We start from the raw sequence: 20,047 nt of genomic DNA, 5'->3' as shown, positions 1-20,047 counted from the left end.
CACGGCGCGGCCGCGAGGCCGCGCCGTGCCCGTCCCCTCGGGGTCACCGCCGGTGAGAGCGGTCACCTCCGGACGAGACCGCCTGCATCACCCACCCGCGGAGCGCGAAGCTGAGCCGCTCCTTCAGGCGCAGGACCTTCCCGGCGACGATCGCGGTGGCCATGGCGGTGACGACCACCGACCAGATCGCGGCCGGATCGACGGCCAGGGCGATCCCGGCCAGCAGCACCACGGCGACCGACCCGGCCAGGCCGCGGCGCGAAGCTCCGAACGGCTCTCGCCGGTCCGGCGGCGGCTCCGGCGCGCTCACCGGGGCCGGTGCCGACCGGTCCGGCACCTTCGGCGCGGGAGCCGTGATCGTGGCCTTGAAGCGCCCCCGATCGGCGTCGAGCCGGCGCCACCGGGCCAGCACGAAGCCGATCTGCTCGCCGTGCAGGCGGCAGGCGGTGAGGAACGCTTCGACCTGGCTTTCCTTGCGTGGCAGCGAATTCCGCTTCGGATCGATCAGGTTGTACGTCTGCGAACGCGGGATCCCCGACTTCGCCGCGACCTGCCCCGCGGTCAGTCCCGCGCCCGCCATGCACCGCGCGAGCAGCCGGGCCAGGTCGACCGGGTTGTCCACGACCAGCTCGTGCTGGGGCAGGACCAGTTTTCCGGAGTGGACGGCCGGGTTCGCCGGAGCGGGCCGGGCAGGCGGGCGCCCGCGGTGCGGTGAATCGGTCAGCGCCGAGAGGAACTCGGCTCGCCGGGCCGTGGTGTCGAGCTCGTTGAGCGCCCGGACGAGCCGGTCCACCTCGAGGTGTTCCCAGCTTCGCCGTCGGGGCTCGTCGCGGCCGGCCGCCGAGGCGGTGGCCGGCGGCGGGTGTGCGGACATGGTTCGTTCCCATCGTGGACTTCGGCGCCGCCCGGGTGTGCCGGGCGGCGTTCTGCGAAGTGACCGGCCGGAGACTGAGATCTCGGGTCGCCGCCGCCGGGATTGCCGTCCCGCCGGGCGGGGCGCTTTCCGCGTGCACACCACGCGAGGAGGAGCGCCTGGCCGACATCTTTGCACGACGAGGTCGTGCGCGGGTGCCCCGAAGGCGAAGATCGAGCGGGAAAAGGCTTGCACCGCAACGAATCTGTCCACCTCGGCGGCCGAGTTGGACACCGAATGCCGGTCCGCCGAGGACCCGCGAAGCCCGGAACGTGGCTGGTCGACGCCGCGTCTGCGCAGGTGGGAACCCGTTCCGCTGTCCAACTCGAGCACGGCACCCGCGCCGCGAGGGGGTATGTTCGAGCCGGGTCGCGTCCGGCGCCGTCCGGACCGGCACCTCCCTGGGCTTGCTGCTGTGACCGGCCGGAGCATCGGGGATCCGACAGGAGACGCTGTTGCCGCGGCGTCCTGTCGCCGGGCTCGCCCGGCCCGCCCGGCACCGGGCCCGGCCGGGCGAGCCCACCGGCCACGCGCCCGCCGCCGGTTCACCCGATGCCGCGGAGGATCCGCTGCGCACGGGCGAGTCCCGCGGCGTCCGGTGAGCCCTCGGCGATCGCGGCCCGCGTGGCGCGCGTCAGTTCGTCGAGGACGGCGTCGCACACCGGCGGGCAGCCGTTCGCGCGGCCGGCGACCAGCACCGGCGCGTTTTCCGGACGCACGCGGAGGACGCGGTGCCAGACCTGCAGCGCCTCGGCCACGCGCCGCCGCACCATGGCACCACCGGCGTCGCGCCCGGTGACCTGGCTGATCAGCACGGTGAGCAGCACCTCCAGCGTGCGCTCGTTCTTCGGCACGGTGCCGCGGCCGAACGCGTCGGAGAGCGTGCTGCGGCAGGTGACCGCCGTCTCGTCGTGCTCCTTGGTGGCCTTCTCGACCTGCCGCAGCGTCAACCCGGACTCGGCGATGAGGGTCTTGAGGTAGTTCGCGAACTGGGCCTGGGTACCGATCTCCTGCAGTTCCGGCGGCAACCCGAGCCCCGAAGGGGGCAGTCTCAGCCGCGGCACGGTCGGCTGGTCGACGGAACTCCGCGCGGCGGCCCGCGGACCGGACGCGACGAGCGGTTCCGGCCGGGCCGCCGGCACCGCGGGCACGGTGAGGGCGAGGTCGATGCGAGCGGGGTCCAAGCGGTCGTCGGTCCCCGCCGGCCCGCCGGCCTCGACCGCGTCCCGGGCCAGCACCGCGCGGACGTAGAGCACGAACATCCGGCCCACGGCGGCGTCGTCGCCACCGCAGGCGCGCACGACGGCGACGTAGATCTCCGGCGCGAGGAGCACCGTCGCCTGCAGGTCCCAGGCCCGGCAGAGCACGTGCTCGGGGACGTCGGGCAGGGCGGCCATGATCTCGACCCGGTGCCGCTCGACCGGGTAACCGGCGATCAGCAAGTGCAGGCGGCGCAACAGGTCCCGCGCCGCGAACTCGGGATCCGCGGTCACGGCAGGCGTCCCACCACCCGCTCGGCCGCGCGGGCTCCGGATCTGCGGCGCCGGACGGCCGGCCGCGGGTACTGCGACGACGAGTACATCTCCATGGGGATCCTCAGCTGATTCCTGCGCGCCCGGACCGGACGCCGACGCGGGTGGGGACGACCGAACGCCGGCCGGGTGACCGGGCGCGGCGGGGTGCACCGCCGTAACGCGCCGAGTCACTCGATCGGGTTCACCGGCAATCGAACACGAACGGGTCACGTTTTCCAAGCCGCCCGGCCGCAATTTCCATTGTCCGGCTTTGTCCGGCCCGGACGGCAAGTGAAACGGCTGGTACAAGTTACCGATCGGTTGTGTTCCGGATCACATGCCGCATTACCCGCCGGATCACCGCCGTCCAGGAAACAGCAGCTCAGCAACACTCTGCGTCCACCCCTCGGAGCCGCATCCTGTCCGGATCTATTCCGATAAGCGGGTGAAAGGTATAGCCCTCGTTCTGACCAGCGGCTACATTGATCAATGCGGCACATTTCAATCCGGAAGCGGCGATAATCGCGCTGCGCCGGAACGGGGATTCGTGATCTCTCGACGCACCCTCGACGCGGGTGAGGATCGAGTGGCCGGGCTCCCGGGTGGTCTCCGGGTGCACGGGGACCACCCGGGCTCGGCGCCCGCACCGGCTCTTCGACGCAGCGGCCGGTGACCGGGAAAGCCCGGCCGGCATCCGGTTTCCGCCGCGCTTTCGCCCGTCCGCTCCGCGATCCGCCGGACGCCTCCGCGGTGCGCGGCCGAGCCGGACCGGGTACGACCAGGCCACTGCGGCGTGGTCGTCCGTCACCCGTTAGGTTGTCCCCTCAACGGGGACGCCCACCCCTACCCGACCGGTGGACGCCAGACCGGCACTTCCTCACCGAGCGACACCGCGAAGTCCGGTCGCACCCATCGTGACCCGACGGGCCAGTCCGGGAAAGGTCTCCTCTTCCGCGGTCGGGACGAGCGGCGATGGCGCCCGTCGAGGGGGAGCACCACGAGTGCGAGCGGGAGGACGGGCGTTGGTGGAGGCGCACCGCACGAAGGAAGAACCCGGCGAGAGCGGCTCGGCAGCCGAACCGCCGCCGCGGTGGCCGGCCCGGCGCGGCCGCTCGGTCCTGACCGGGCTGTCGTCGACCGAAGACTTCCGGCACCGGGACAAGCTCACCCCGGCGGTGCGGGTCCTGGTGCTGTACCTCGTCGTCGTGCTCAGCGACGACCACGGACGCATCACGACCGTGGCGCAGCGGCTGCACGAGACGTACGCCGACCGGGAAGGCCACTGGGCGTTCGGCAGATCGGCCGCGTCCCTGCGCGACTCGATGAGCAAGTGGCTGGGCAAGTCCGCCGTGCGGTGCGCGAGCTGGGACCGGATCCGGGACGCCCTCACCGTCCGGGTGCCGGCCGAGCACTTGCCGGAAGCACTTGCCGTCGCCGCCGCCCTCTACGAACGGGCGACCGGGTGCGAGCTCCCGGCCGGCGAGCGCATCGAGCCCCGGCTGCCGGACTGGGCGACCGCGGCCACGGTCGACGTCGGCACGATCCGCCGGAATTCGCCCGCGCCCACCGCGGACGACGCCCACCCGAACGCGACCGCGGAAGTCGTCCGCCTGCGGGAGAAGCTCGACAACACGACGACGCTGCTCCTCTCCACCGTCCGCGTCTACCGGGAACTCGAAGCGGCGAACGAGTCGCTACGCGCGGAGGTCGCCGCGCTCCGCGGCCAGGCGCGGCCGCCGCAGCAGCGGCGCAGCTCCGAAGCGAGCCGCCGCCACCGCGAGGCCGCTTCCCAGCTCGACCGGCTCGTCCAGCGCCACGTCGACCTGCTCCGCCAGTACCACTACCCGTTCCTGGACGACAACACCCTCCGCACCATGGTCTTCGAGCAGATCTCGCCCGGCCGGCCGCAGCAGTGGGAGTTCCGCAACCCCATCGAATGGCTGGACCGCCCCGAGCCGGCGCCCCCGGCGAGCACCGAACGCATCGTCACCCGGCGCGCCGGCGGGCCGAACCGGACCGGCCGGTCGCCGTCCTCCCGTCCGCCGAGCTGAGACCGGCACGCTGCTGTACACCGGGAATTCCGCCGAGAGCCGTGTGGAATCCGTCGTGGCCCGGGTACGTTGCTTCGCGTGAAGACGAGGATGCCGCTCGCCCTGGTTCTGTCCGCCGCGCTCACCCTCGCGCTGGGTTCGCCGGCCCAAGCTCACGGCGAGGACGTGCTCGCGCCGGGCCTGACCGTCTCCGCCACCGTCACCGGTGAGGGCACCGGCCACAACTCCTGGACCGTCACCACGCAGGTGCCCGGCGGGTCGAGCCCCGACCCGGACGCGCCGCCGTCGGTGCTCGGCACCCGCGAGCACGCCGAAGCACTCGTGACCGCCCTGCGCGGCAAGGGTTTCGCCGCGCGCGCCGAAGAGGTCGACTGGCCCGCCTTCGCCGACACCCCGCGGGGTGCCCTCGGCTGGCGGGTGCGGGTCGGCTCCTTCGCCGACCGTGCGCAGGCCGCCGCCACCGCGAGCGCCATGGCCGCGAACGGCTTCACCGGCGCCGTCGAGTGGACCGGCCAGGACGGGCCGGAAGCGCAGGGCCCGCAACGCGTCCGCGTCGCCGTCGTCGATCCGCGGCGGTTCCGCGGCGACGTCGTGGCCTCGCACGGCGAGTCGGTCGCGGGCCGGCGCACGACGTCGGCACTCGCGGCCGCCGCGGGCGCGCTCGTCGGGACCAACGGCGGCTTCTTCGTCATCGACCCGCGCGACGGCATCCCCGGCGAACCGGCCGGCATCGGCGTCTACCAGGGCCTCCTGCAGAGCGAAGCCACCGCCGGACGGCCCGCGCTGCTGCTCGGCGAGCGGCCGTCGATCGGCGTCCCGCGGACCGCACTCACCGTCGGCGGCCGCGAGGTCAACGGCGTCAACCGCAAGCCCGGCCTGATCCGCAACTGCGGCGAGCCCGGCGACGTCCCGACCGACCGGCCGCTGCACGACACGACCTGCACGCACCCCGACGAACTGGTGCTGTTCACCCCGCAGCTCGGCACGCCGACCCCGGCCGGCGACGGCGTCGAAGCCGTGCTGGATGCCCGGGACGTCGTCACGGCGGTGCGTCCGGCCGGCGGCGACGTGCCCGCCGGCGGGCACACCGTGCAGGGCATCGGCGCGGCGGCGACGTGGCTGACCGGGCACGCGCGGCCCGGCACGAGGCTGCCGGTCGGGACGCGCGTCTTCGACGCCGGCCGGCCGATCCACCCCACCGGCGTCGTCAACGGCGGCCCGTGGCTGGTCCACGACGGCCGGATCGCGGTGAACGCGGCCTCGGACGGCATCGTGCACCCGGGCGACCCGTCGTTCGTGTACGGCTGGGGCGTCAAGCGCAACCCGCGCACGATGGTCGGCCTCGACCGCCGGGGGCGGCTGCTGATCGTCACCGCCGACGGCCGTCAGCCGGGCTTCGCCGAAGGGCTGTCCCTGATCGAGGGCGCAAAGCTGATGGCGCGCCTGGGCGCGGTGACGGCGATCAACCTCGACGGCGGCGGCTCGACGGCGATGGCGATCGACGGCAAGCTCGTCAGCTCGCCTTCGGACGCGACGGGCGAACGCCCGGTCGGCGACGCACTGCTGGTGCTGCCGCGGCGGTGAGCCGGGCCGCGGTGGTGTTGGATGATCGCGTGGAGCAGAAGAAGTCCGCCGAGCGGCTGGTGTTCTTCACCGACGCCGTGGTCGCGATCGCCCTGACGTTGCTGGTCCTGCCGCTCACCGACCTGGTGCCCGAGCTGGTCGCGGAGCACAAGCCCGCGGTCGAGGCGGTGACGCACAACTGGTCGAAGATCGTCAGCTTCCTGCTCAGCTTCGTCGTCATCGGCCGCTTCTGGGGCGTCCACCACCGGATCTTCGAGCACGTGCGCTCGTACAGCACCGCGCTCATCCGCGTCAACTTCCTCTGGCTGCTGACGATCGCCCTGCTGCCCTTCCCCACCGAGCTGATCGGCGCGTACCAGTCCGAGCGCTTCACCGTGCTGTTCTACCTCGGGACGCTGCTGGCCAGCAGCCTGTGCCACACGACGATGGTGTTCATCATCCGCCGCGACCCGGCGATCCGCGGGGACGCCGAGCCCGTGTCGGACGAGGTGTTCTGGAACCACGCGTTGAGCTCGGTCGTGTTCGCGCTCGCGGTCGTGGTGGGCTTCATCAAGCCCGGATTCGGTTACTACGTCCTGTTGCTGCTGATTTTCCCCGCCCGGATCGCCTTCTGGCTGCGGGAGCGCCGCACCGCCGGTAAATGAGTTGGGCGCCGGGGTGCCGGGTCGCTATCGTGCCGGGGACCGTGACTCGACGCCGGGAGGTGAGCCCCATGAACGCTGTTTCGATGTGGGTGCTCCCCTCGTCGTCACGGTCGGGCGACTGACGTAGGGGTCGCCGGGAGCGCTTCGAGCACTCCCGAGAGGTACGAACCCATGCAAACCACGCATTTCACCGCGGGCGAACCCGCGGTGGCGATCACGCGAGTCGCGCCACGGCATTGGCACGCGCTGGAGGACGACGTCGTCGTCGGCCGCGGCGAGGCCACCACCCGCCCCGACGGGCGCACGTTCCTGAGCATCGACGCCTGGCACCGCTCGGTCTTCGACCAGCTCGCCGACGCGATGGTCGCGGACCTGCCCGCGCCCTTGCACACGGTCGTCGACGAAGCCCACACCGACCTGACGGCGGGGTGGGAGCGAGCCGGCTTCACGATCCGCCGTCGCGAGTGGGACTACCTGGTGCCCACTCAGCAGGCGGCCACAACTCCGCCATCGGGGGTGACTCTGGTGCCCCGCGGCTCGGCGACGGAGGGTCCGCTGCGCGCGCTGGATCGCGTGGTCCGGGCCGAGGTCGAGGCGAGCGTCGGCTGGCAGGAGATGCCGGCCGAGGTGCTGCCCCGGCCGGCCGGGGACACCATCGTGGACCCGGCGTTGTACGCGGCCGCCGCCTCGGGCGATTCGTACGTGGGCCTGGTCCGGGTCGTCCAGGTGACGCGGCTGCCGCGGATCGGGCTGATCGCCGTCCGCGCCGACCGGCGGCGCCGCGGTATCGCCCGGGCGCTGCTGGCCGACGTGCTGGGTTCATTGCACGCGGAGGGAATCCCGACGGCGTCGGCGGAAGTGAACGAAGCCAACCCGGCGGCGACGGCGCTGTTCGAGAGCGTCGGCGGCCGGCGGGCGAGCAGCACCCTGGAACTGGTGCGCCATGGCGAATAAGGGCGGCATCGAAGTCGAGGGCACCGTGATCGAGTGCCTGCGCAACGCCACCTTCAAGGTGGAGCTGCCGAACGGGCACCACGTCCTCGCGCACATCAGCGGGAAGATCCGGAAGAACTACATCAAGATCCTGCCGTTCGACCGGGTCCTGGTGGAGCTGAGCCCGTACGACCTCGCCCGGGGCCGCATCCTCTTCCGCTACCGCACGTAGTACCGCTCACCCCAGCTCGGCACGCCATTTGCGTTCGAGCTCCCGCAAGAAGGCCGGAGGGCTTTCCGCCACCCGCGGAAAGCTCTCCAGCCGCTCGTACGGGCGGCAGGCGTCGATGATCGCGCGGCTGTTGAACGGCGGCTCACCCTCCACCGACAACGGGTCCAGCTTGCTGCCCCACGTCCGCTTCAGCACTTCGATGTCGCCGGCCGGGTCGCTGCGCGTCGACATCGCCCAGATGACCTGGTCGAGGTCCGCCGGGTCGATGTCGTCGTCGACCACCACGACGTACCGGTTCATGTACGCCGCCGCCGGGCACTGCGCGGTCAGGTACGCCACCTGGCGCGCGTGACCCGCGTACCGCTGCTTCAGCGAGACCGCGACGAACAGCCGTCCGCCACCCGATTCGTGGGCCCACGCCTTGACCACGCCCGGGACACCCGACGCCGCCAGCTCGTCCTGGATCATCGCCGACTTCATCACCGTGCGCATGTACGAGTAGTCGTGCGGCGGCTTGCCCGGCGGGGCGCCGAGCAGGATCGGGTCGTCGCGGTGGTACAGCCGCGTGATGTCCACCGCGAGGTTCGGCCGGCGGCGGCCCGAGTAGTAGCCCGTCCACTCGCCGAACGGCCCCTCTTCGCGCAGGTGGTCCGGCCGCAGCCAGCCCTCGATCGCCAGCTCGCTGCCCGCCGGGATCGGCAGGCCCGTGTCCGGCCCGGTCACGACCGGAACGCGCTCGCCGAGCACCGCACCGGCGTACTCCAGTTCGGAAATCCCGTGCGGTACCTCGGTTCCGCCCAACACGAGCAGTAGCGGGTCGTGTCCGAAAGAGACAGTCACCGGCGCGCGGCCTTCGCGCTCGAACCACCGCCGGATGTTCTGGTCGCCGTGCTTGCCCGGCACCACGGCGAGGGTGACGGACCGGCCGTCGTCGGCCACCTCCATCCGGTAGCACCCGCCGTTGTGGACCCCGGTGTCCGGGTCGCTGGTGACGACGAAGCAGCCGGTGCCGATGAACCGGCCGCCGTCGTGCTCGTGCCAGCGCGGCACCGGAAAGGTCAACAAGTCGACTTTCTCGCCGGGGACCTCGTTGGCCAGCAGCGGAGCGTCGCCGACCGGCCGGACCGGGAAGGCCCGAGCCGCCGCCGCCCAGCGCGACGGCTTGCCGCGCAGCGCTTCGACCACGCCGACGTCGTCGAGGTCGTCGCCCAGGCGCAGAGTCCGCCCGAACCGCCGCGGCGAGCCGGTGCTGCCGGTGAGCACGCGCATCCCCGCCGGGTAGCCGGCGATCTCGTCGAACAGCACCGCGGGCGTCCCGGGCAGCCGGTAGCTCAGCTCGGCGATCCCGCCGAGCTCGAGGTCCCAGTGCGCGCCCCGCACGGTCCGCAGCTCCCCGAACCCGGCGACGGCGTCGAGGTGCGAACGCAGGCTCAGCAGCGGTTCCGTCACGACGGCTCCCCGGCGAAGTGCGCGGCGACGACCGGCCAGAGGTCCGGCCGTTCCAGCAGGCTCAGGTGCCGCGCGCGGTCGAGCACCCGCAGCCGCGCGCCCGCGATCCCGGCCGCCAGTTCACGGGACATCTCCGGCGGCGTCGCGTAGTCCTCTGCGCCGACCAGCACCAGCGTCTCGGCTCGGACGTCGCCGAGCCGGTCTCGCGCGTCCAGCCCACCGAGGGCCCGGCACGCGGCCGCGTGCGCCTTCGAGTCCGTCGCGACGAAGATCTCGCACACGCGCTCGACCTCGTCGGGCCGGGCCGCGCGGAACGCGTCGGCGAACCACCGGTCGCGTTGGAACTCGAGCTGGGCGTGGCGGTCCAGGCCGAGTGCGCGCTCGGCCCGTTGCGCCCACTCGGCCGCGCTGTCCGGGCCGTACCACGCGGTCGCGTCGGCGAGGACGAGCCGGTGCACGAGGTCCGGCCGGCTCGCGGCGAGCACCAGCGCCGTGCTGCCGCCCATGGACAGCCCGATGACGTCGGCGGGTCCGGCGCCGAAGTCCTCGATCACGGCGGCCGCGTCGGCGGCCATGTCTTCCACCGAGAACTCGGCGCCGTCCCAAGAGGACTCCCCGTGCCCGCGCGCGTCGAGGGCGAGGACCTGGTGCTGCGGCCCGAGGTACTCCGCGACCGGGTCCCAGACCGCGCCGCTGAGCGCGAGCGGGTGCAGGAGAACGACGGGCCGCCCCTGGGTCCCGGTGCGGTGGACGTGCAGCTCTTTCACGCGCTCTTCCTTCCCTCGCGGGCTTCCCGGCGGGCGGCCGCGGCCTTGATCGCGGTGCGGATCTCGCCGTAGGTGCCGCAGCGGCAGATGTTGCCTTCCAGGTGCTCGGCGACGTCGTCGTCGGTCGGGCGCGGGTTCTCTTCGAGGAGCTCGTGCGCCATCAGCACGAAGCCGGGGATGCAGTAGCCGCACTGCATCGCCCGCGCCGCGACGAACTCCTCGACCACCTCGTCGTCGTCCGGCAGCCCGTCGGCCGTGGTGATCTCGGCGTCGTCGTACCGCGCGGCGCGGGTCAGGCAGCTGGAGACACTGCGTCCGCTCACCAGGACAGTGCAGGCCCCGCACGCGCCGACGCCGCAGCCTTCGCGGGCGCTCGTCACGCCGAACTCGCGGCGCAGCACGTCGAGCAGGAGTTCGTCGTCGGCGACGGCGAGGCGGCGGCGCCGTCCGTTGACGGTCAGCTGGATCTCCCTCATGGCTGCTCCTGCTCGGTGATCGCGGTGAGGATCCGCTCGGGGGTGAGCGGCAGCTCGGTCAGCCGGACGCCGGTCGCGTCGCGCACGGCGTTGGCGATCGCCGGGGCGAGCGGGATGATCGCGGTCTCCCCGACGCCCTTCGCGCCGAACGGGCCGGTCCGATGGGGACTTTCGATGACGATCGGCGTCAGCTTGTCCGGCATGTCCTTGATGGACGGCAGCTGGTAGTCCAGCAGGGTGCCGTTGACGATCTGGCCCTCGTCGAACACGAGCTGGTCGAACAGCGCGTGCCCCAGGCCCATGATCGCGGCGCCGGAGAGCTGCTGCTCGACCATGGCCGGGTTGATCGCGCGGCCGACGTCGCCGGCGACCGCGAGGTGCTCGACGTGCACGCGCCCGGTCGCGGTGTCGACGGTCAGCTGGACGGCGGCCGCGCCGGCGAACCAGTGCTCGGTGACCTGCGGCGACTGCCCGGTCTCGTGGTCGTAGGGCTGCCACGTCGTGCTGAAGTTCGCCTCGGCGGTGAGCGTGGTCCCCCGGGCGCCGAAGTGCGCGAGCAGCAGGTCCGGGATGCTGACGGTGGCCTGGTTCTGGGCGCTGACCAGCCCGTCGCCGGTGATCTTGAGGTCGGTCGGCTCGACGTCGAAGTGCTTCGCCGCGAGCGCGAACAGCTTGTCGCGCATGGACTCCGCGGCCAGCCGGACGGCGTTGCCCGTGTGGTAGGTCGACCGCGAACCCGCGGTGATCGTGTCGTACGGCGTGACGTCGGTGTCCGCGCCGATGACGCGCACCCGGCCCTCCCCGAGGCACAGCACCTCGGCCGCGATCTGCGCCATGATCGTGTCGCTGCCCTGGCCCATGTCGACGGTGCTGATCAGCACGGTCGCCGAGCCGTCCTGGTTGAGCTGCACGGTCGCGTTGGAGATCGTCGGGGTCAGCACGGCCTTGATCCCGACCGCCACGCCCCGCCCGCGCACGAACCGGCCGTCCGCCGGCGGCAGCGGCTCGGCCCAGCCGATGGCTTCGGTGACGGCGTCCAGGCAGCCGACGAAGTCCGCGCTGTGCATGGGCGTGCCAACAGGCGCGATGTCGCCTTCCCGCAGCAGGTTGCGCCGCCGGAACTCGGCCGGGTCCTCGCCGCGTTCGCGCGCCAGTTCGTCCACAAGGGACTCGTGCGACCACGTCACCTGCGGGACACCGAAGCCGCGGAACGGCCCGGCGGACGGCTTGTTCGTGTAGACGCACCGGGACCGCACGCACACGTTGTCCACTTTGTACGGCCCGGTGGCGACCATGCCGGACTTCGCGGTGATGCGCGGCCCGACGTCGGCGTACGCGCCGGTGTCGTACCGGACGTCGGCGGTGGCGGCGACGATCCGGCCGTCCTCGCCCGCGGTCATGCTGCCGGACACCGCGGCGCCGTGGCGCGTGGTGAGCAGGAACGCCTCCTCGCGGGTGGCGGTGATGCGCACGGCTTTCCGCTGCGTCCACGCCAGCGCCGCGACCAGCGGTTCGAGGCGGTCGTACATCTTGGCGCCGAAGCTGCCGCCGAGCGGCGCGGTCCGCACCCGGACCCGGTTGAGCGGCAGGTCGAGCAGGTCGGCGAGGCTCTGGCGGACGTACGACGGCGTCTGCGTCGTGGCCAGCAGTTCGACGCGGTCGCCCTCGGGCCACGCGGCCGCGTACGGCAGCTCGATCGGCACGTGGTGGGTCGGCGGCGCCCAGAACTCCGCGCTCACCTTGGTTCCCCCGGCCGCGTCCGGGTCGCCTCGGCGCAGGGTGAACTCGTAGTTGACGTTCGTGTCGCGCTTGCCGCGCAGGTGCTTGAGGTCGCCGAACACCGCCGACGGCCGGAGTTCCTCGTGCACGTAGGCGGTTCCGGTGATGGCGGCGTCGACGTCGTGCACCGGGTCCAGCTCGTCGTAGTCGACCTGGATCTCCTCGGCCGCCCGGCGGGCCGCCGCGACGCTGTGCGCCAGCACGGCCGCGACCGGCTCGCCGACGTACCGGACCTTGCCCACGGCCAGGCACGGCTGGTCGGAGAACGCGGGCCCGGTCATCATCCGGTCGCCGAGCAGGGCGAACAGGTCCGCGCCGGTGACGACCGCGACGACGCCCTCGGCCGCGAGCGCGCGGGAGGTGTCGACCGCGACGATCTTCGCGTGCGGCCGGGTGCTGCGGTGGACGGCGACGTCGAGGCACGGCCGGACGGGTTCTTCGGCGGCGTACCGGAATTCGCCGCGGACCTTGGCGCGCCCGTCGGTGCGGGCCCACCGCTCACCGACGGCGACGCCGGCCGAGGAACGGGATCCGTCGCTCATCGTCTCGCTCCTTCCAGGAACCTCGCACGGCTTCTTCGACGGCCACCAGGCCGAGCCGCGTCTTGTAAGCGTTTCCCCCGCGCACGTCCGGCAGGGGGTCGATCAGCGGCCGGGCGACTTCCTTCGCCGTGGCCACGGCTTCGTCGGCCGGGGTGTCGGCGGCCAGCTCGAACTGGGTGAACACCGGCACGTGGGCCAGCGCGCCGAGCCCGAGCCGGACCTGGCGGCGGCCGCGGGAGACCGGGACGACCAGCGCGGCGGCGGACGCGGCCGGCCAGTCGTTGACCGCCAGGCTGGACAGCTTGGCGAAGTGCGCGCCCGCGTCTTCGGGCTGTCGCGGGATTTCGACCGCGGTGATGATCTCGCCGGGCGCGAGGGCGGTCTGCTGGAAGTCGACGAAGAACTCGCGCGCGGGCACGGTCCGCTTGCCCCGCGACGACGTGAGCTCGATACGGGCGTCGAGGACCATCAGCGCGGTCGGCGGGTCGAGCCGGTAGTCGCCGTGCGCGAGGTTGCCGCCGACGCTCGCGGTGTTGCGGACGCGCGGGTTGGCGACCCGGCCGTAGACCTCGGCGGCCAGCGGCGCGAGCTCCCGCACGAGCGGGCTGGTTTCCAGCTGCCGCAACGTGACCAGCGGACCGGCGCGCAGGCCGTCCTTGGTGCGGGTGATCTCCCCGAGGCCCGGGACGGCGCCGATGTCGACCAGGTCGGACGCGAAGAGCACGCCCTGCTTGAGCAGGATCTGGACGGCCGTTCCGCCGCCGTAGACCATCGCGTCTTCGCCGGCCGCCAGGATCGAACAGGCTTCGCCGAGCGTGTCCGGGTAGTGGTAGACGGGCATCAGCTCTTCTTCCCGAACAGGCGCGCGAGCAGGCGGCGCCACCACGAGACCGGCGTCTCGGGCTTCTCCGAGGGACCGTTGCGTCGCTCGAGGACGCTGCGCAGGCCGGGGTTGTCCGGCCCCGGCGGGCCGGCGGCGCAGATCTCGGAGAAGGCCGCGACGAACTCCTTTTCGACCTCCTGCGACCGGCGGCGCACGAGCGACTCGCCGAGCCGGCCGATCCGGCCCCAGATCGCGACGTCGAGGCTGTAGTCCACTTTGGACGAGTCCGCGCCGTCGGGCTGGACGGCGAGCCGGGCGTCGATCTTGATGGAGCTGCCGAGCTTGTGGTCCTCGCCCTTGAGCAGCGCGCGCACCAGCTTCGGCTCGTCCAGTTCGGTGATCTCCGCGGAGAACCCGGCGCTGAACCGCACGTGCGCGATTTCGTTGACGAGCCGGCCGCGGTAGTGCGCGGGATCCGCGCGGTCGAGCTCGGTGCAGCCGGGCACGCTGACCCGCATCGAGTCGGGATCGAGGAAGTGCGCGAACACGCGATCGTGTCCGGCGGGGACGAGGAAGGAGGATCCGAGCTTCATGTGACCACCAAATTACTGACCGCCAGAGAGGACTAGGTGTCTGATATAGAGGACACTAACACGGTCCTGGCGACACGCAAACCCGCTCGGCTACCGTGCGCGAAGGAAGAACGACGAGGGGCGAGGATGACGAGCGACGTACCAGCGGTGCTGAGCGCCGTGCGGCTCCTGGAGCGGATCGCCCGGGACTGGCCGGAACCGGTGGCCTCCGGGGTGCTGATCGAGGAGCTGGGGCTCAACCGCAGCACCTGCTACAACATCCTCGGCACGCTGCAGCGCGCCGGCTGGACCTCCAGCCGCGACGGCTGGTCGCTCGGGCCGCGCCTGCTCGCGATGGCCCGGCTGGCCGAGGACTGGATGACGGAGATCGTCCAGCAGGAGCTCGACGAGCTCAACCAGCGGATCAACTTCGTCGTCTTCGCCGTGCAGCCGCACGGGAAGGGCGAGTACTCGGTGCTGGCCAAGGGCGACCGCGGCAAGGGCGTGCGGATCACCGTCGGCGTGGGCGACACGTTCCCGTTCTCCGCGCCGGCCATCATGCGCGCGTTCCACGCCTGGTCCGAGCCGGCCGAGGTGGACCGGCTGGTCGCGCAGTTCGGCGTCGAGGAGTTCACCCCCGAGACGGTCGCGACCCCCGACGAGCTGCGCGAAGTCCTGGACGACACCCGCGAGCGCGGGTACGCCGAGAGCATCCGCGAGTACGACCTCGGCCAGTCCGGCGTGGCGGCGCCGGTCTTCGACGCCCAGGGGCACGTCCGCATGGTCGTGTGCTCGCTGGCGTTCGCTTCGGAGCTCAACGAGTCCACTGTGGATCACTACGGCGCCCTGATCCGCGACTGCGCGCTGCGGATCACCGAGCGCACCGGCGGCGCGGCGAAAGTTTCCGGCTGAGCCTCTCGCATGTAGTGAATGACTCATTCCTGTCGTCTGGCGACATGAATGAGTCATTCACTACATGCGCCGGCGCCGAGTCCACAGTGGATCACCGCGCACTGATCCGCGAACGCGGCCGCAGCAGCCCAGCAAGTCCGCAGATGCGCATCCAAGACCGAGAAAGCACCGCTTTCGCCGCCTCGCGACCACGCCAACTGTCGACACTTTCTTGACCTCGCCCGCCGGCTCGCCTACCGTTCCCGCCAGCAGGACTCGATGTCCTCGATGGAGGACAAGATCCGGCCCACGGCGGCCCGGAAAGGAGATCCCGTGTCCGAGGTCGCGCTCGTCCGGAAACCCTGGGCCAAGACACTCGACCGCACGCAGTGGCGGTCCCTGCTCGCCGCGAACCTCGGCTGGCTCTTCGACGGCTTCGAGACCTACGCGCTCATCCTGACCGCCAGTCTCGTCCTCAGGACACTCGAGCCCGGCGCCCCGGCCACGCAGGTGTCGTTCCTGACCGGCGCCACGATCGCCGTCACGCTGCTGGGCTGGGGCTTCGGCGGGATCGCCGGCGGGGTGTTCGCCGACTACTTCGGCCGCCGCAAAGCCCTCCTGACGTCGATGGTGCTCTACGCCGCCTTCACCGGGCTCACCGCGGTTTCCTGGTCGTGGACGTCGTTCCTCGTCCTGCGGTTCATCACCGGCTTCGCGCTCGGCTCGGAGTGGGGCACCGGTACGTCGCTGGTCGCCGAGACCTGGCCGGCGCACGCGCGGGCCAAGGCCGCCGGCCTCATGCAGTGCGGGCTCGGGCTCGGGTTCTTCGTCGCGTCGGCGTGCTGGTACTTCATCGCGCCGCTGGGGCCGGCCTCGTGGCGGTACATGTTCCTCATCGGCGTGCTGCCCGCGCTGTTCGCGTTGTGGTTGCGCCGCAAGGTGCCCGAGTCCGAGTCGTGGACCAGCGCACACCGCCGCCGCCGCGAGCTGAAGGAGCGGGACGGCGAGCTGACCACCCACGAAAAGTCGTTCACCCGTCTCACCCTGCGCCAGATCCTGGTCGACCCCAAGCTGCGCAGGCTGACCATCCTCGGCTCGCTGATGTCCTTGGTCACCACCCTCGGCTGGTGGGGCATCTCGACCTGGGTCCCGGCCTACGTCGCTTCGCGCGCCGCCGGCTCCGGCCAGTCCACGACCGCGTGGGCCAGCGGCGCCGGGATGATCTACAACGCCGGCGCGATCGCCGGGTACATCGCCTTCGGCTTCATCGCCGACCGGGTCGGCCGGAAACCCGCGGTGCTGCTGTACTTCGCGGCTTCCCTCGTCCTCACCCCGGTGCTGTTCCTGTGGACGCACAGCCTCGGCCTGATCGTCGTCGTGCTCGTCGTCAACGGCTTCTTCACGCTCGGCCAGTACACCTGGATGCCCGTGTGGCTGCCCGAGTTCTACCCCACCCACCTGCGCGCCACCGGCGCGGCGTTCGTGTTCAACGCCGCGCGGTTCATCGCCTTCCTCGGCCCGCTCACCGCCGGCGCGATCATCTCGAAGCTCGGCGGGTACGGCGTCGCCGCGACCGCCGTCGGGTCGATCTACGTGCTCGGCCTCGTCGTCGCCCCGTTCTGCCCCGAGACCCGGGGCCAACAGCTGCCTGACTGATCCCCGGGAAAGGGAACCTCCTTGTCGACCCTGCGCACGCCCACCGGTGCCGGTGGGCTCACTTCGGCACGCCCGCAAACCGCCCGCATCCTCTTCTTCGCCTTCCTCGGCACGCTCTTCGACGGCGCCGAGCTCAACCTCGTCGGCTACCCACTGTCCTATTTGGCCGAAAGCTTCCACGTCAGCACCATCCAGATCGTGCAGGTCGCTACGCTGCAGGGGTTCGCCTCGATCGCGGGCGGGATCCTGTGCGGCTGGCTCGGCGACCTCTACGGCAGGCGGTGGACCTACACCGGGTCCGTGCTCGCGTTCGGCGTCGCGGCGCTGCTCGGCGGGCTCGCGCCGAACTACTTCGTGTTCCTGCTGACCCGGTTGCTCGCCGGCGTCGGGATGGGCGGCCTGTTCGGCCTGTCGTTCTCGATGTTCGCCGAGTGCTGGAAGACGCGCAAGCGGGGCATGATGGGCGGCTCGATCCAGGCGATGTACTTCGTCGGCCAGATCCTGACCGAAGGCGTGGTGTACGGCTGCCTCGTCGCGTTCGGCGAGGACCGCGGCTGGCGCACCGGGTACGTCCTGATCGGCGTCGCGACGCTGGTGATCGGCGTGGCGTCGGCCGTGCTGCTGCCCGAGTCCGAGCAGTGGCTGCTCTACCAGCGCGAGCTGAAGGCCGGGCGGGTGCCGGAAGAGCTGCGGCGCACCAAGGTCCCGCTGTTCGACGTGTTCCGCGGCGGCTACGCGAAGGGCACGATCGTGTTCATGGCGCTGGCGACGGCGTTGTTCCTGACGACGAACTCGCTCATCTCCTACCTGTCGACGTTCCTGATCAAGGTGGAGAAGGTGCCGCTGGGCACCGCGAGCCTGATCGTCCTCTTGGGACTGATCGTCACCGGAATCACCTATCCCCTCACGGGAATCCTGTCCGACGTCCTCAAGCGCAAGTGGGCGATGTTCGCGTCGGCGGTGTTCGGGGTGCTCGGGTTCGGCTGGTTCCTCAGCCTCGTCGTGAGCGGCTCGGCCAGGATCGGCACGGACTTCTGGGCGTACCCGACGTTCTGGGCGCTGATGATGTGCGCCGGCGGCAGCGGCGGGTTCGGCGTGCTGGGCATCTGGATGGCCGAGTTCTTCCCGACGCGCGTGCGGTCGAGCGGGTCGAACCTGTCCTACTACGCCGGCCGCGGGTTCGGCGCCGGGCTGTTCCCGCTGGTCGCGCTGTCGCTGGCGGGCACGGTGCCGCTCGCGCTGGCGCTCGGCATCGTCGGCCCGGTCGCCGCCGCGGTCCTCGCGATCGCGGCGCCGGACAAGACCGGCCGGCGCATCGAGGCGATCGAATGACCACGCTGGTCGTCGCGATCACCGGAGCCAGCGGCGCGTGCTACGGCGTGCGGATCCTCGAGCTGCTGGCCTACCGGCCGGACGTCGAGGTCCACCTGGTCCTGTCGAAGGCGGGCGCGGTGACCGTGCGCCACGAGTGCGGGCTTTCCCCGTCGGACTTGGAAAACTCGCCTCGGTGCACCACCGGCCGGGCGAGATCGGCGCGTCGATCGCGTCGGGCTCGTTCCCGGTGGACGCGATGCTGGTCGCGCCGTGCTCGATCAAGACGTTGTCGGCGATCGCCTGGAGCTACACCGACGACCTGGTCAGCCGCGCGGCGGACGTGTGCCTCAAGGAGGGGCGCCCGCTGCTGCTGATGGTGCGCGAAACACCGTTGCACGTGGGCCACTTGCGGGCGATGACCGCAGCCGCCGAAGCGGGCGCGATCATCGCCCCACCGGTCCCGGCGTTCTACCCGAACCCGGCCACCCTGGACGACGTGGTGGACCACACGGCCCGCCGCGCTTTGGCCCGCGTCGGAGTCACCGACCTGGCCCCACCGGCGTGGAACGGAGACCTCGCGCGCTCCGATCGGCGAACTCGACGGTGAAGCCGTCCGGGTCACGCAGCTGGAGCTGCCGTTCGAAGCCCCGGTCGCGGGGCGGGTTGGGCACGGAGACGCCACGGGCGAGGAGGTCCCGGTAGAGCTCGTCGAGGTCGTCGGCGAGCAGTTCGACCTGGACGAACTGCCTCAGGTTGGCGGCTTCCCGGGCCACGACGGCGCCGAGCTCGAGCAGGCCGAGGGTGCCGGAGTCCAGGCGCAGCAACACGAACCGGCCGTTGCAGACTTCGGTGGTGAAGCCGAGGGACTCGTAGAAGGGAACCGAACGCCCCAAGTCGGTGACGGGCAGGCTCATGCCGGCGAAGGTGATCAAGGCGCACTCCTTTGAGGTGTGCGCCATGGGCATTCCGGGCGGGCGTTCCGACGCTGCACCCGCTCGGGGTCAGCTTAACCGAGTTCCGCGAGCAGTGCCCGGATCGACGGGCTCGCGTCCGCGCTCCGCCGCCAAGCCGCGTGGACCTCCCGCTTCGGCTGACGGCGCAACGGACGCGTCACCAGATCCTCCCCCAACGGCGGCCGGGCCAGCCGGGGGATCAGCGCGATCACCTCCCCCGCCCCGACCAACGCCAGCTGCGTCGCGAAGTCGTCGACCAGGTGACGCACGTCCGGCTCCTCCGGCGCGTCCGCGAACAACCGGCGGAACCACTGGTGGCAAACCGTTCCCGGCGGGCTGGTCACCCACGCATGCCCCGCGAGATCGAGCGGGCCCAGCGGCGTGGTGGCCGACGCCAGCGGGTGCGCACGGCTCAACACCACGTCGCCGACGTCCGTGTGCACCAAAAGCTGCGTCAACGACGAAGGCGCCGGGGCCGGCAGCCCGTCGGCGTCGTGGACGAGTGCGACGTCGGCCGTTCCCGCGTCGACGCTGCGCAACGCCTCGTCCGGGTCCTGCTCGGTGATCCGCACCCGCAGGTCCGGGCAACGCTCCGACAGTCCCCGCAGCACCGGCGCGAGCAAGCCGCGGATCGCCGTCGAGAACGCCACCACCCGGAGCGTGCCGCGCGGCGCGCCCTCCGACACCGACTGGGCTGCTTCCGCGCACCGCTCCAGCGCCTGGAACACCGAAGGCGCCGAGTCGGCGATCGCCTGGCCGGCCGGGGTCAGCACCACCCCGCGGCCCGCCGGCGCCAGCACCGGCACGCCGACCTGCCGCTCCAGCCGCTTGAGCTGCTGCGACACCGCCGACGCCGTGAACCCCAGCTCCTCGGCCGCCCGGGCCAGGGTGCCGAGTGCCGCCACCGACCGCAGCGCCCGCAGCGCGCCCACCTCGATCATCAAGCCAGGCTAC

General features: G+C 72.0%; 19 protein-coding genes and 1 pseudogene. 10 read left to right on the top strand and 10 right to left on the bottom strand.

All coding sequences use genetic code 11. The features are described 5' to 3' along the window. Nucleotides 1-43: 43 nt before the first annotated feature. A complete protein-coding gene (locus ACERZO_RS11560; RefSeq protein ID WP_372664537.1) occupies nt 44-874 on the bottom strand; it encodes a hypothetical protein in 831 nt (276 codons plus the stop codon). 584 nt (nt 875-1,458) lie between these two features. Beyond that, nucleotides 1,459-2,406 carry a hypothetical protein gene (locus ACERZO_RS11555; RefSeq protein ID WP_372664536.1) on the bottom strand — a complete coding sequence of 316 codons (948 nt, stop codon included), beginning with the start codon at nt 2,404-2,406 and terminating at the stop codon, nt 1,459-1,461. Nucleotides 2,407-3,428: 1,022 nt separating this feature from the next. On the opposite strand from ACERZO_RS11555, the gene ACERZO_RS11550 reads away from it, so the two are divergent. The 5 genes from ACERZO_RS11550 to infA all read left to right on the top strand — a co-directional run bounded on the left by ACERZO_RS11550 (nt 3,429) and on the right by infA (nt 7,871). Further along, nucleotides 3,429-4,478 carry a hypothetical protein gene (locus ACERZO_RS11550; protein WP_372664535.1) on the top strand — a complete coding sequence of 350 codons (1,050 nt, stop codon included), beginning with the start codon at nt 3,429-3,431 and terminating at the stop codon, nt 4,476-4,478. A gap of 78 nt (nt 4,479-4,556) precedes the next feature. Beyond that, the gene (locus ACERZO_RS11545; protein WP_372664534.1) at nt 4,557-6,062 is read left to right on the top strand and encodes a phosphodiester glycosidase family protein; all 1,506 of its coding nucleotides are present in this window, start codon (nt 4,557-4,559) and stop codon (nt 6,060-6,062) included. A gap of 29 nt (nt 6,063-6,091) precedes the next feature. Further along, nucleotides 6,092-6,706, top strand: a complete 615-nt coding sequence (locus tag ACERZO_RS11540) for a TMEM175 family protein (RefSeq protein WP_372664533.1) — start codon at nt 6,092-6,094, stop codon at nt 6,704-6,706. 171 nt (nt 6,707-6,877) lie between these two features. Further along, the gene (locus ACERZO_RS11535; RefSeq protein ID WP_372664532.1) at nt 6,878-7,660 is read left to right on the top strand and encodes a GNAT family N-acetyltransferase; all 783 of its coding nucleotides are present in this window, start codon (nt 6,878-6,880) and stop codon (nt 7,658-7,660) included. Next, the gene (gene infA / locus ACERZO_RS11530; protein ID WP_364462868.1) at nt 7,650-7,871 is read left to right on the top strand and encodes a translation initiation factor IF-1; all 222 of its coding nucleotides are present in this window, start codon (nt 7,650-7,652) and stop codon (nt 7,869-7,871) included. The genes ACERZO_RS11535 and infA overlap by 11 nt, the downstream gene beginning before the upstream one ends. Nucleotides 7,872-7,877: 6 nt before the next feature. Here infA and ACERZO_RS11525 read toward each other — a convergent pair whose 3' ends face one another. The 6 genes from ACERZO_RS11525 to ACERZO_RS11500 are packed head-to-tail and all read right to left on the bottom strand — an operon-like array spanning nt 7,878 to nt 14,300. Then, entirely contained in the window at nt 7,878-9,320 is a 1,443-nt protein-coding gene (locus tag ACERZO_RS11525; protein WP_372664531.1) for a UbiD family decarboxylase, read from the bottom strand. Further along, nucleotides 9,317-10,087: an alpha/beta fold hydrolase gene (locus tag ACERZO_RS11520; protein WP_372664530.1), complete on the bottom strand. Its 771-nt coding sequence runs from the start codon at nt 10,085-10,087 to the stop codon at nt 9,317-9,319. Before ACERZO_RS11520 ends, ACERZO_RS11525 begins: the two co-directional genes overlap by 4 nt. After that, on the bottom strand, nt 10,084-10,563 hold the full coding sequence (locus ACERZO_RS11515) for a (2Fe-2S)-binding protein (RefSeq protein ID WP_372664529.1): 480 nt from the start codon (nt 10,561-10,563) through the stop codon (nt 10,084-10,086). The genes ACERZO_RS11520 and ACERZO_RS11515 overlap by 4 nt, the downstream gene beginning before the upstream one ends. Further along, on the bottom strand, nt 10,560-12,884 hold the full coding sequence (locus ACERZO_RS11510; protein WP_372664528.1) for a xanthine dehydrogenase family protein molybdopterin-binding subunit: 2,325 nt from the start codon (nt 12,882-12,884) through the stop codon (nt 10,560-10,562). The genes ACERZO_RS11515 and ACERZO_RS11510 overlap by 4 nt, the downstream gene beginning before the upstream one ends. Beyond that, nucleotides 12,841-13,725, bottom strand: a complete 885-nt coding sequence (locus ACERZO_RS11505; protein WP_372664527.1) for an FAD binding domain-containing protein — start codon at nt 13,723-13,725, stop codon at nt 12,841-12,843. The genes ACERZO_RS11510 and ACERZO_RS11505 overlap by 44 nt, the downstream gene beginning before the upstream one ends. Beyond that, nucleotides 13,725-14,300: a CoxG family protein gene (locus ACERZO_RS11500; protein WP_372664526.1), complete on the bottom strand. Its 576-nt coding sequence runs from the start codon at nt 14,298-14,300 to the stop codon at nt 13,725-13,727. Before ACERZO_RS11500 ends, ACERZO_RS11505 begins: the two co-directional genes overlap by 1 nt. A gap of 126 nt (nt 14,301-14,426) precedes the next feature. Between ACERZO_RS11500 and ACERZO_RS11495 the strand changes: the two genes are divergently transcribed. From ACERZO_RS11495 to ACERZO_RS11475, 5 genes and pseudogenes are all read left to right on the top strand, one after another. After that, a complete protein-coding gene (locus tag ACERZO_RS11495) occupies nt 14,427-15,191 on the top strand; it encodes an IclR family transcriptional regulator (RefSeq protein WP_372664525.1) in 765 nt (254 codons plus the stop codon). A 312-nt stretch (nt 15,192-15,503) separates the two neighbouring features. Beyond that, nucleotides 15,504-16,826, top strand: coding sequence for an MFS transporter (locus ACERZO_RS11490; protein WP_372664524.1), 1,323 nt, complete (start codon nt 15,504-15,506; stop codon nt 16,824-16,826). Nucleotides 16,827-16,847: 21 nt separating this feature from the next. After that, a complete protein-coding gene (locus tag ACERZO_RS11485) occupies nt 16,848-18,158 on the top strand; it encodes an MFS transporter (protein ID WP_372664523.1) in 1,311 nt (436 codons plus the stop codon). Then, nucleotides 18,155-18,241 (top strand): annotated as a pseudogene (locus ACERZO_RS11480) (3-octaprenyl-4-hydroxybenzoate carboxy-lyase); the annotation flags it as partial. The gene ACERZO_RS11485 and the pseudogene ACERZO_RS11480, both read left to right, overlap by 4 nt. A 92-nt stretch (nt 18,242-18,333) precedes the next feature. Next, nucleotides 18,334-18,747 carry a UbiX family flavin prenyltransferase gene (locus ACERZO_RS11475; RefSeq protein WP_372664522.1) on the top strand — a complete coding sequence of 138 codons (414 nt, stop codon included), beginning with the start codon at nt 18,334-18,336 and terminating at the stop codon, nt 18,745-18,747. On the opposite strand, the gene ACERZO_RS11470 is transcribed toward ACERZO_RS11475, so the two are convergent. Both ACERZO_RS11470 and ACERZO_RS11465 read right to left on the bottom strand, forming a co-directional pair. After that, on the bottom strand, nt 18,680-19,072 hold the full coding sequence (locus tag ACERZO_RS11470; RefSeq protein WP_372664521.1) for a VOC family protein: 393 nt from the start codon (nt 19,070-19,072) through the stop codon (nt 18,680-18,682). The genes ACERZO_RS11475 and ACERZO_RS11470 overlap by 68 nt on opposite strands. 74 nt (nt 19,073-19,146) lie before the next feature. Next, nucleotides 19,147-20,034, bottom strand: a complete 888-nt coding sequence (locus tag ACERZO_RS11465) for a LysR family transcriptional regulator (RefSeq protein ID WP_372664520.1) — start codon at nt 20,032-20,034, stop codon at nt 19,147-19,149. Nucleotides 20,035-20,047 lie beyond the last annotated feature (13 nt).

The sequence above is a fragment of the Amycolatopsis kentuckyensis genome, assembly GCF_041679295.1.
GTDB classification, from domain to species: domain Bacteria; phylum Actinomycetota; class Actinomycetes; order Mycobacteriales; family Pseudonocardiaceae; genus Amycolatopsis; species Amycolatopsis kentuckyensis_A.
This window is presented reverse-complemented; position numbering and strand designations above follow the sequence as displayed.

Coding starts and splice junctions, on each gene's coding strand:
- ACERZO_RS11560 (WP_372664537.1), bottom strand. CDS start 874: ATGTCCGCACACCCGCCGCCGGCCACCGCCTCGGCGGCCGGCCGCGAC.
- ACERZO_RS11535 (WP_372664532.1), top strand. CDS start 6,878: ATGCAAACCACGCATTTCACCGCGGGCGAACCCGCGGTGGCGATCACG.
- infA (WP_364462868.1), top strand. CDS start 7,650: ATGGCGAATAAGGGCGGCATCGAAGTCGAGGGCACCGTGATCGAGTGC.
- ACERZO_RS11515 (WP_372664529.1), bottom strand. CDS start 10,563: ATGAGGGAGATCCAGCTGACCGTCAACGGACGGCGCCGCCGCCTCGCC.
- ACERZO_RS11510 (WP_372664528.1), bottom strand. CDS start 12,884: ATGAGCGACGGATCCCGTTCCTCGGCCGGCGTCGCCGTCGGTGAGCGG.
- ACERZO_RS11505 (WP_372664527.1), bottom strand. CDS start 13,725: ATGCCCGTCTACCACTACCCGGACACGCTCGGCGAAGCCTGTTCGATC.
- ACERZO_RS11500 (WP_372664526.1), bottom strand. CDS start 14,300: ATGAAGCTCGGATCCTCCTTCCTCGTCCCCGCCGGACACGATCGCGTG.
- ACERZO_RS11495 (WP_372664525.1), top strand. CDS start 14,427: ATGACGAGCGACGTACCAGCGGTGCTGAGCGCCGTGCGGCTCCTGGAG.
- ACERZO_RS11465 (WP_372664520.1), bottom strand. CDS start 20,034: ATGATCGAGGTGGGCGCGCTGCGGGCGCTGCGGTCGGTGGCGGCACTC.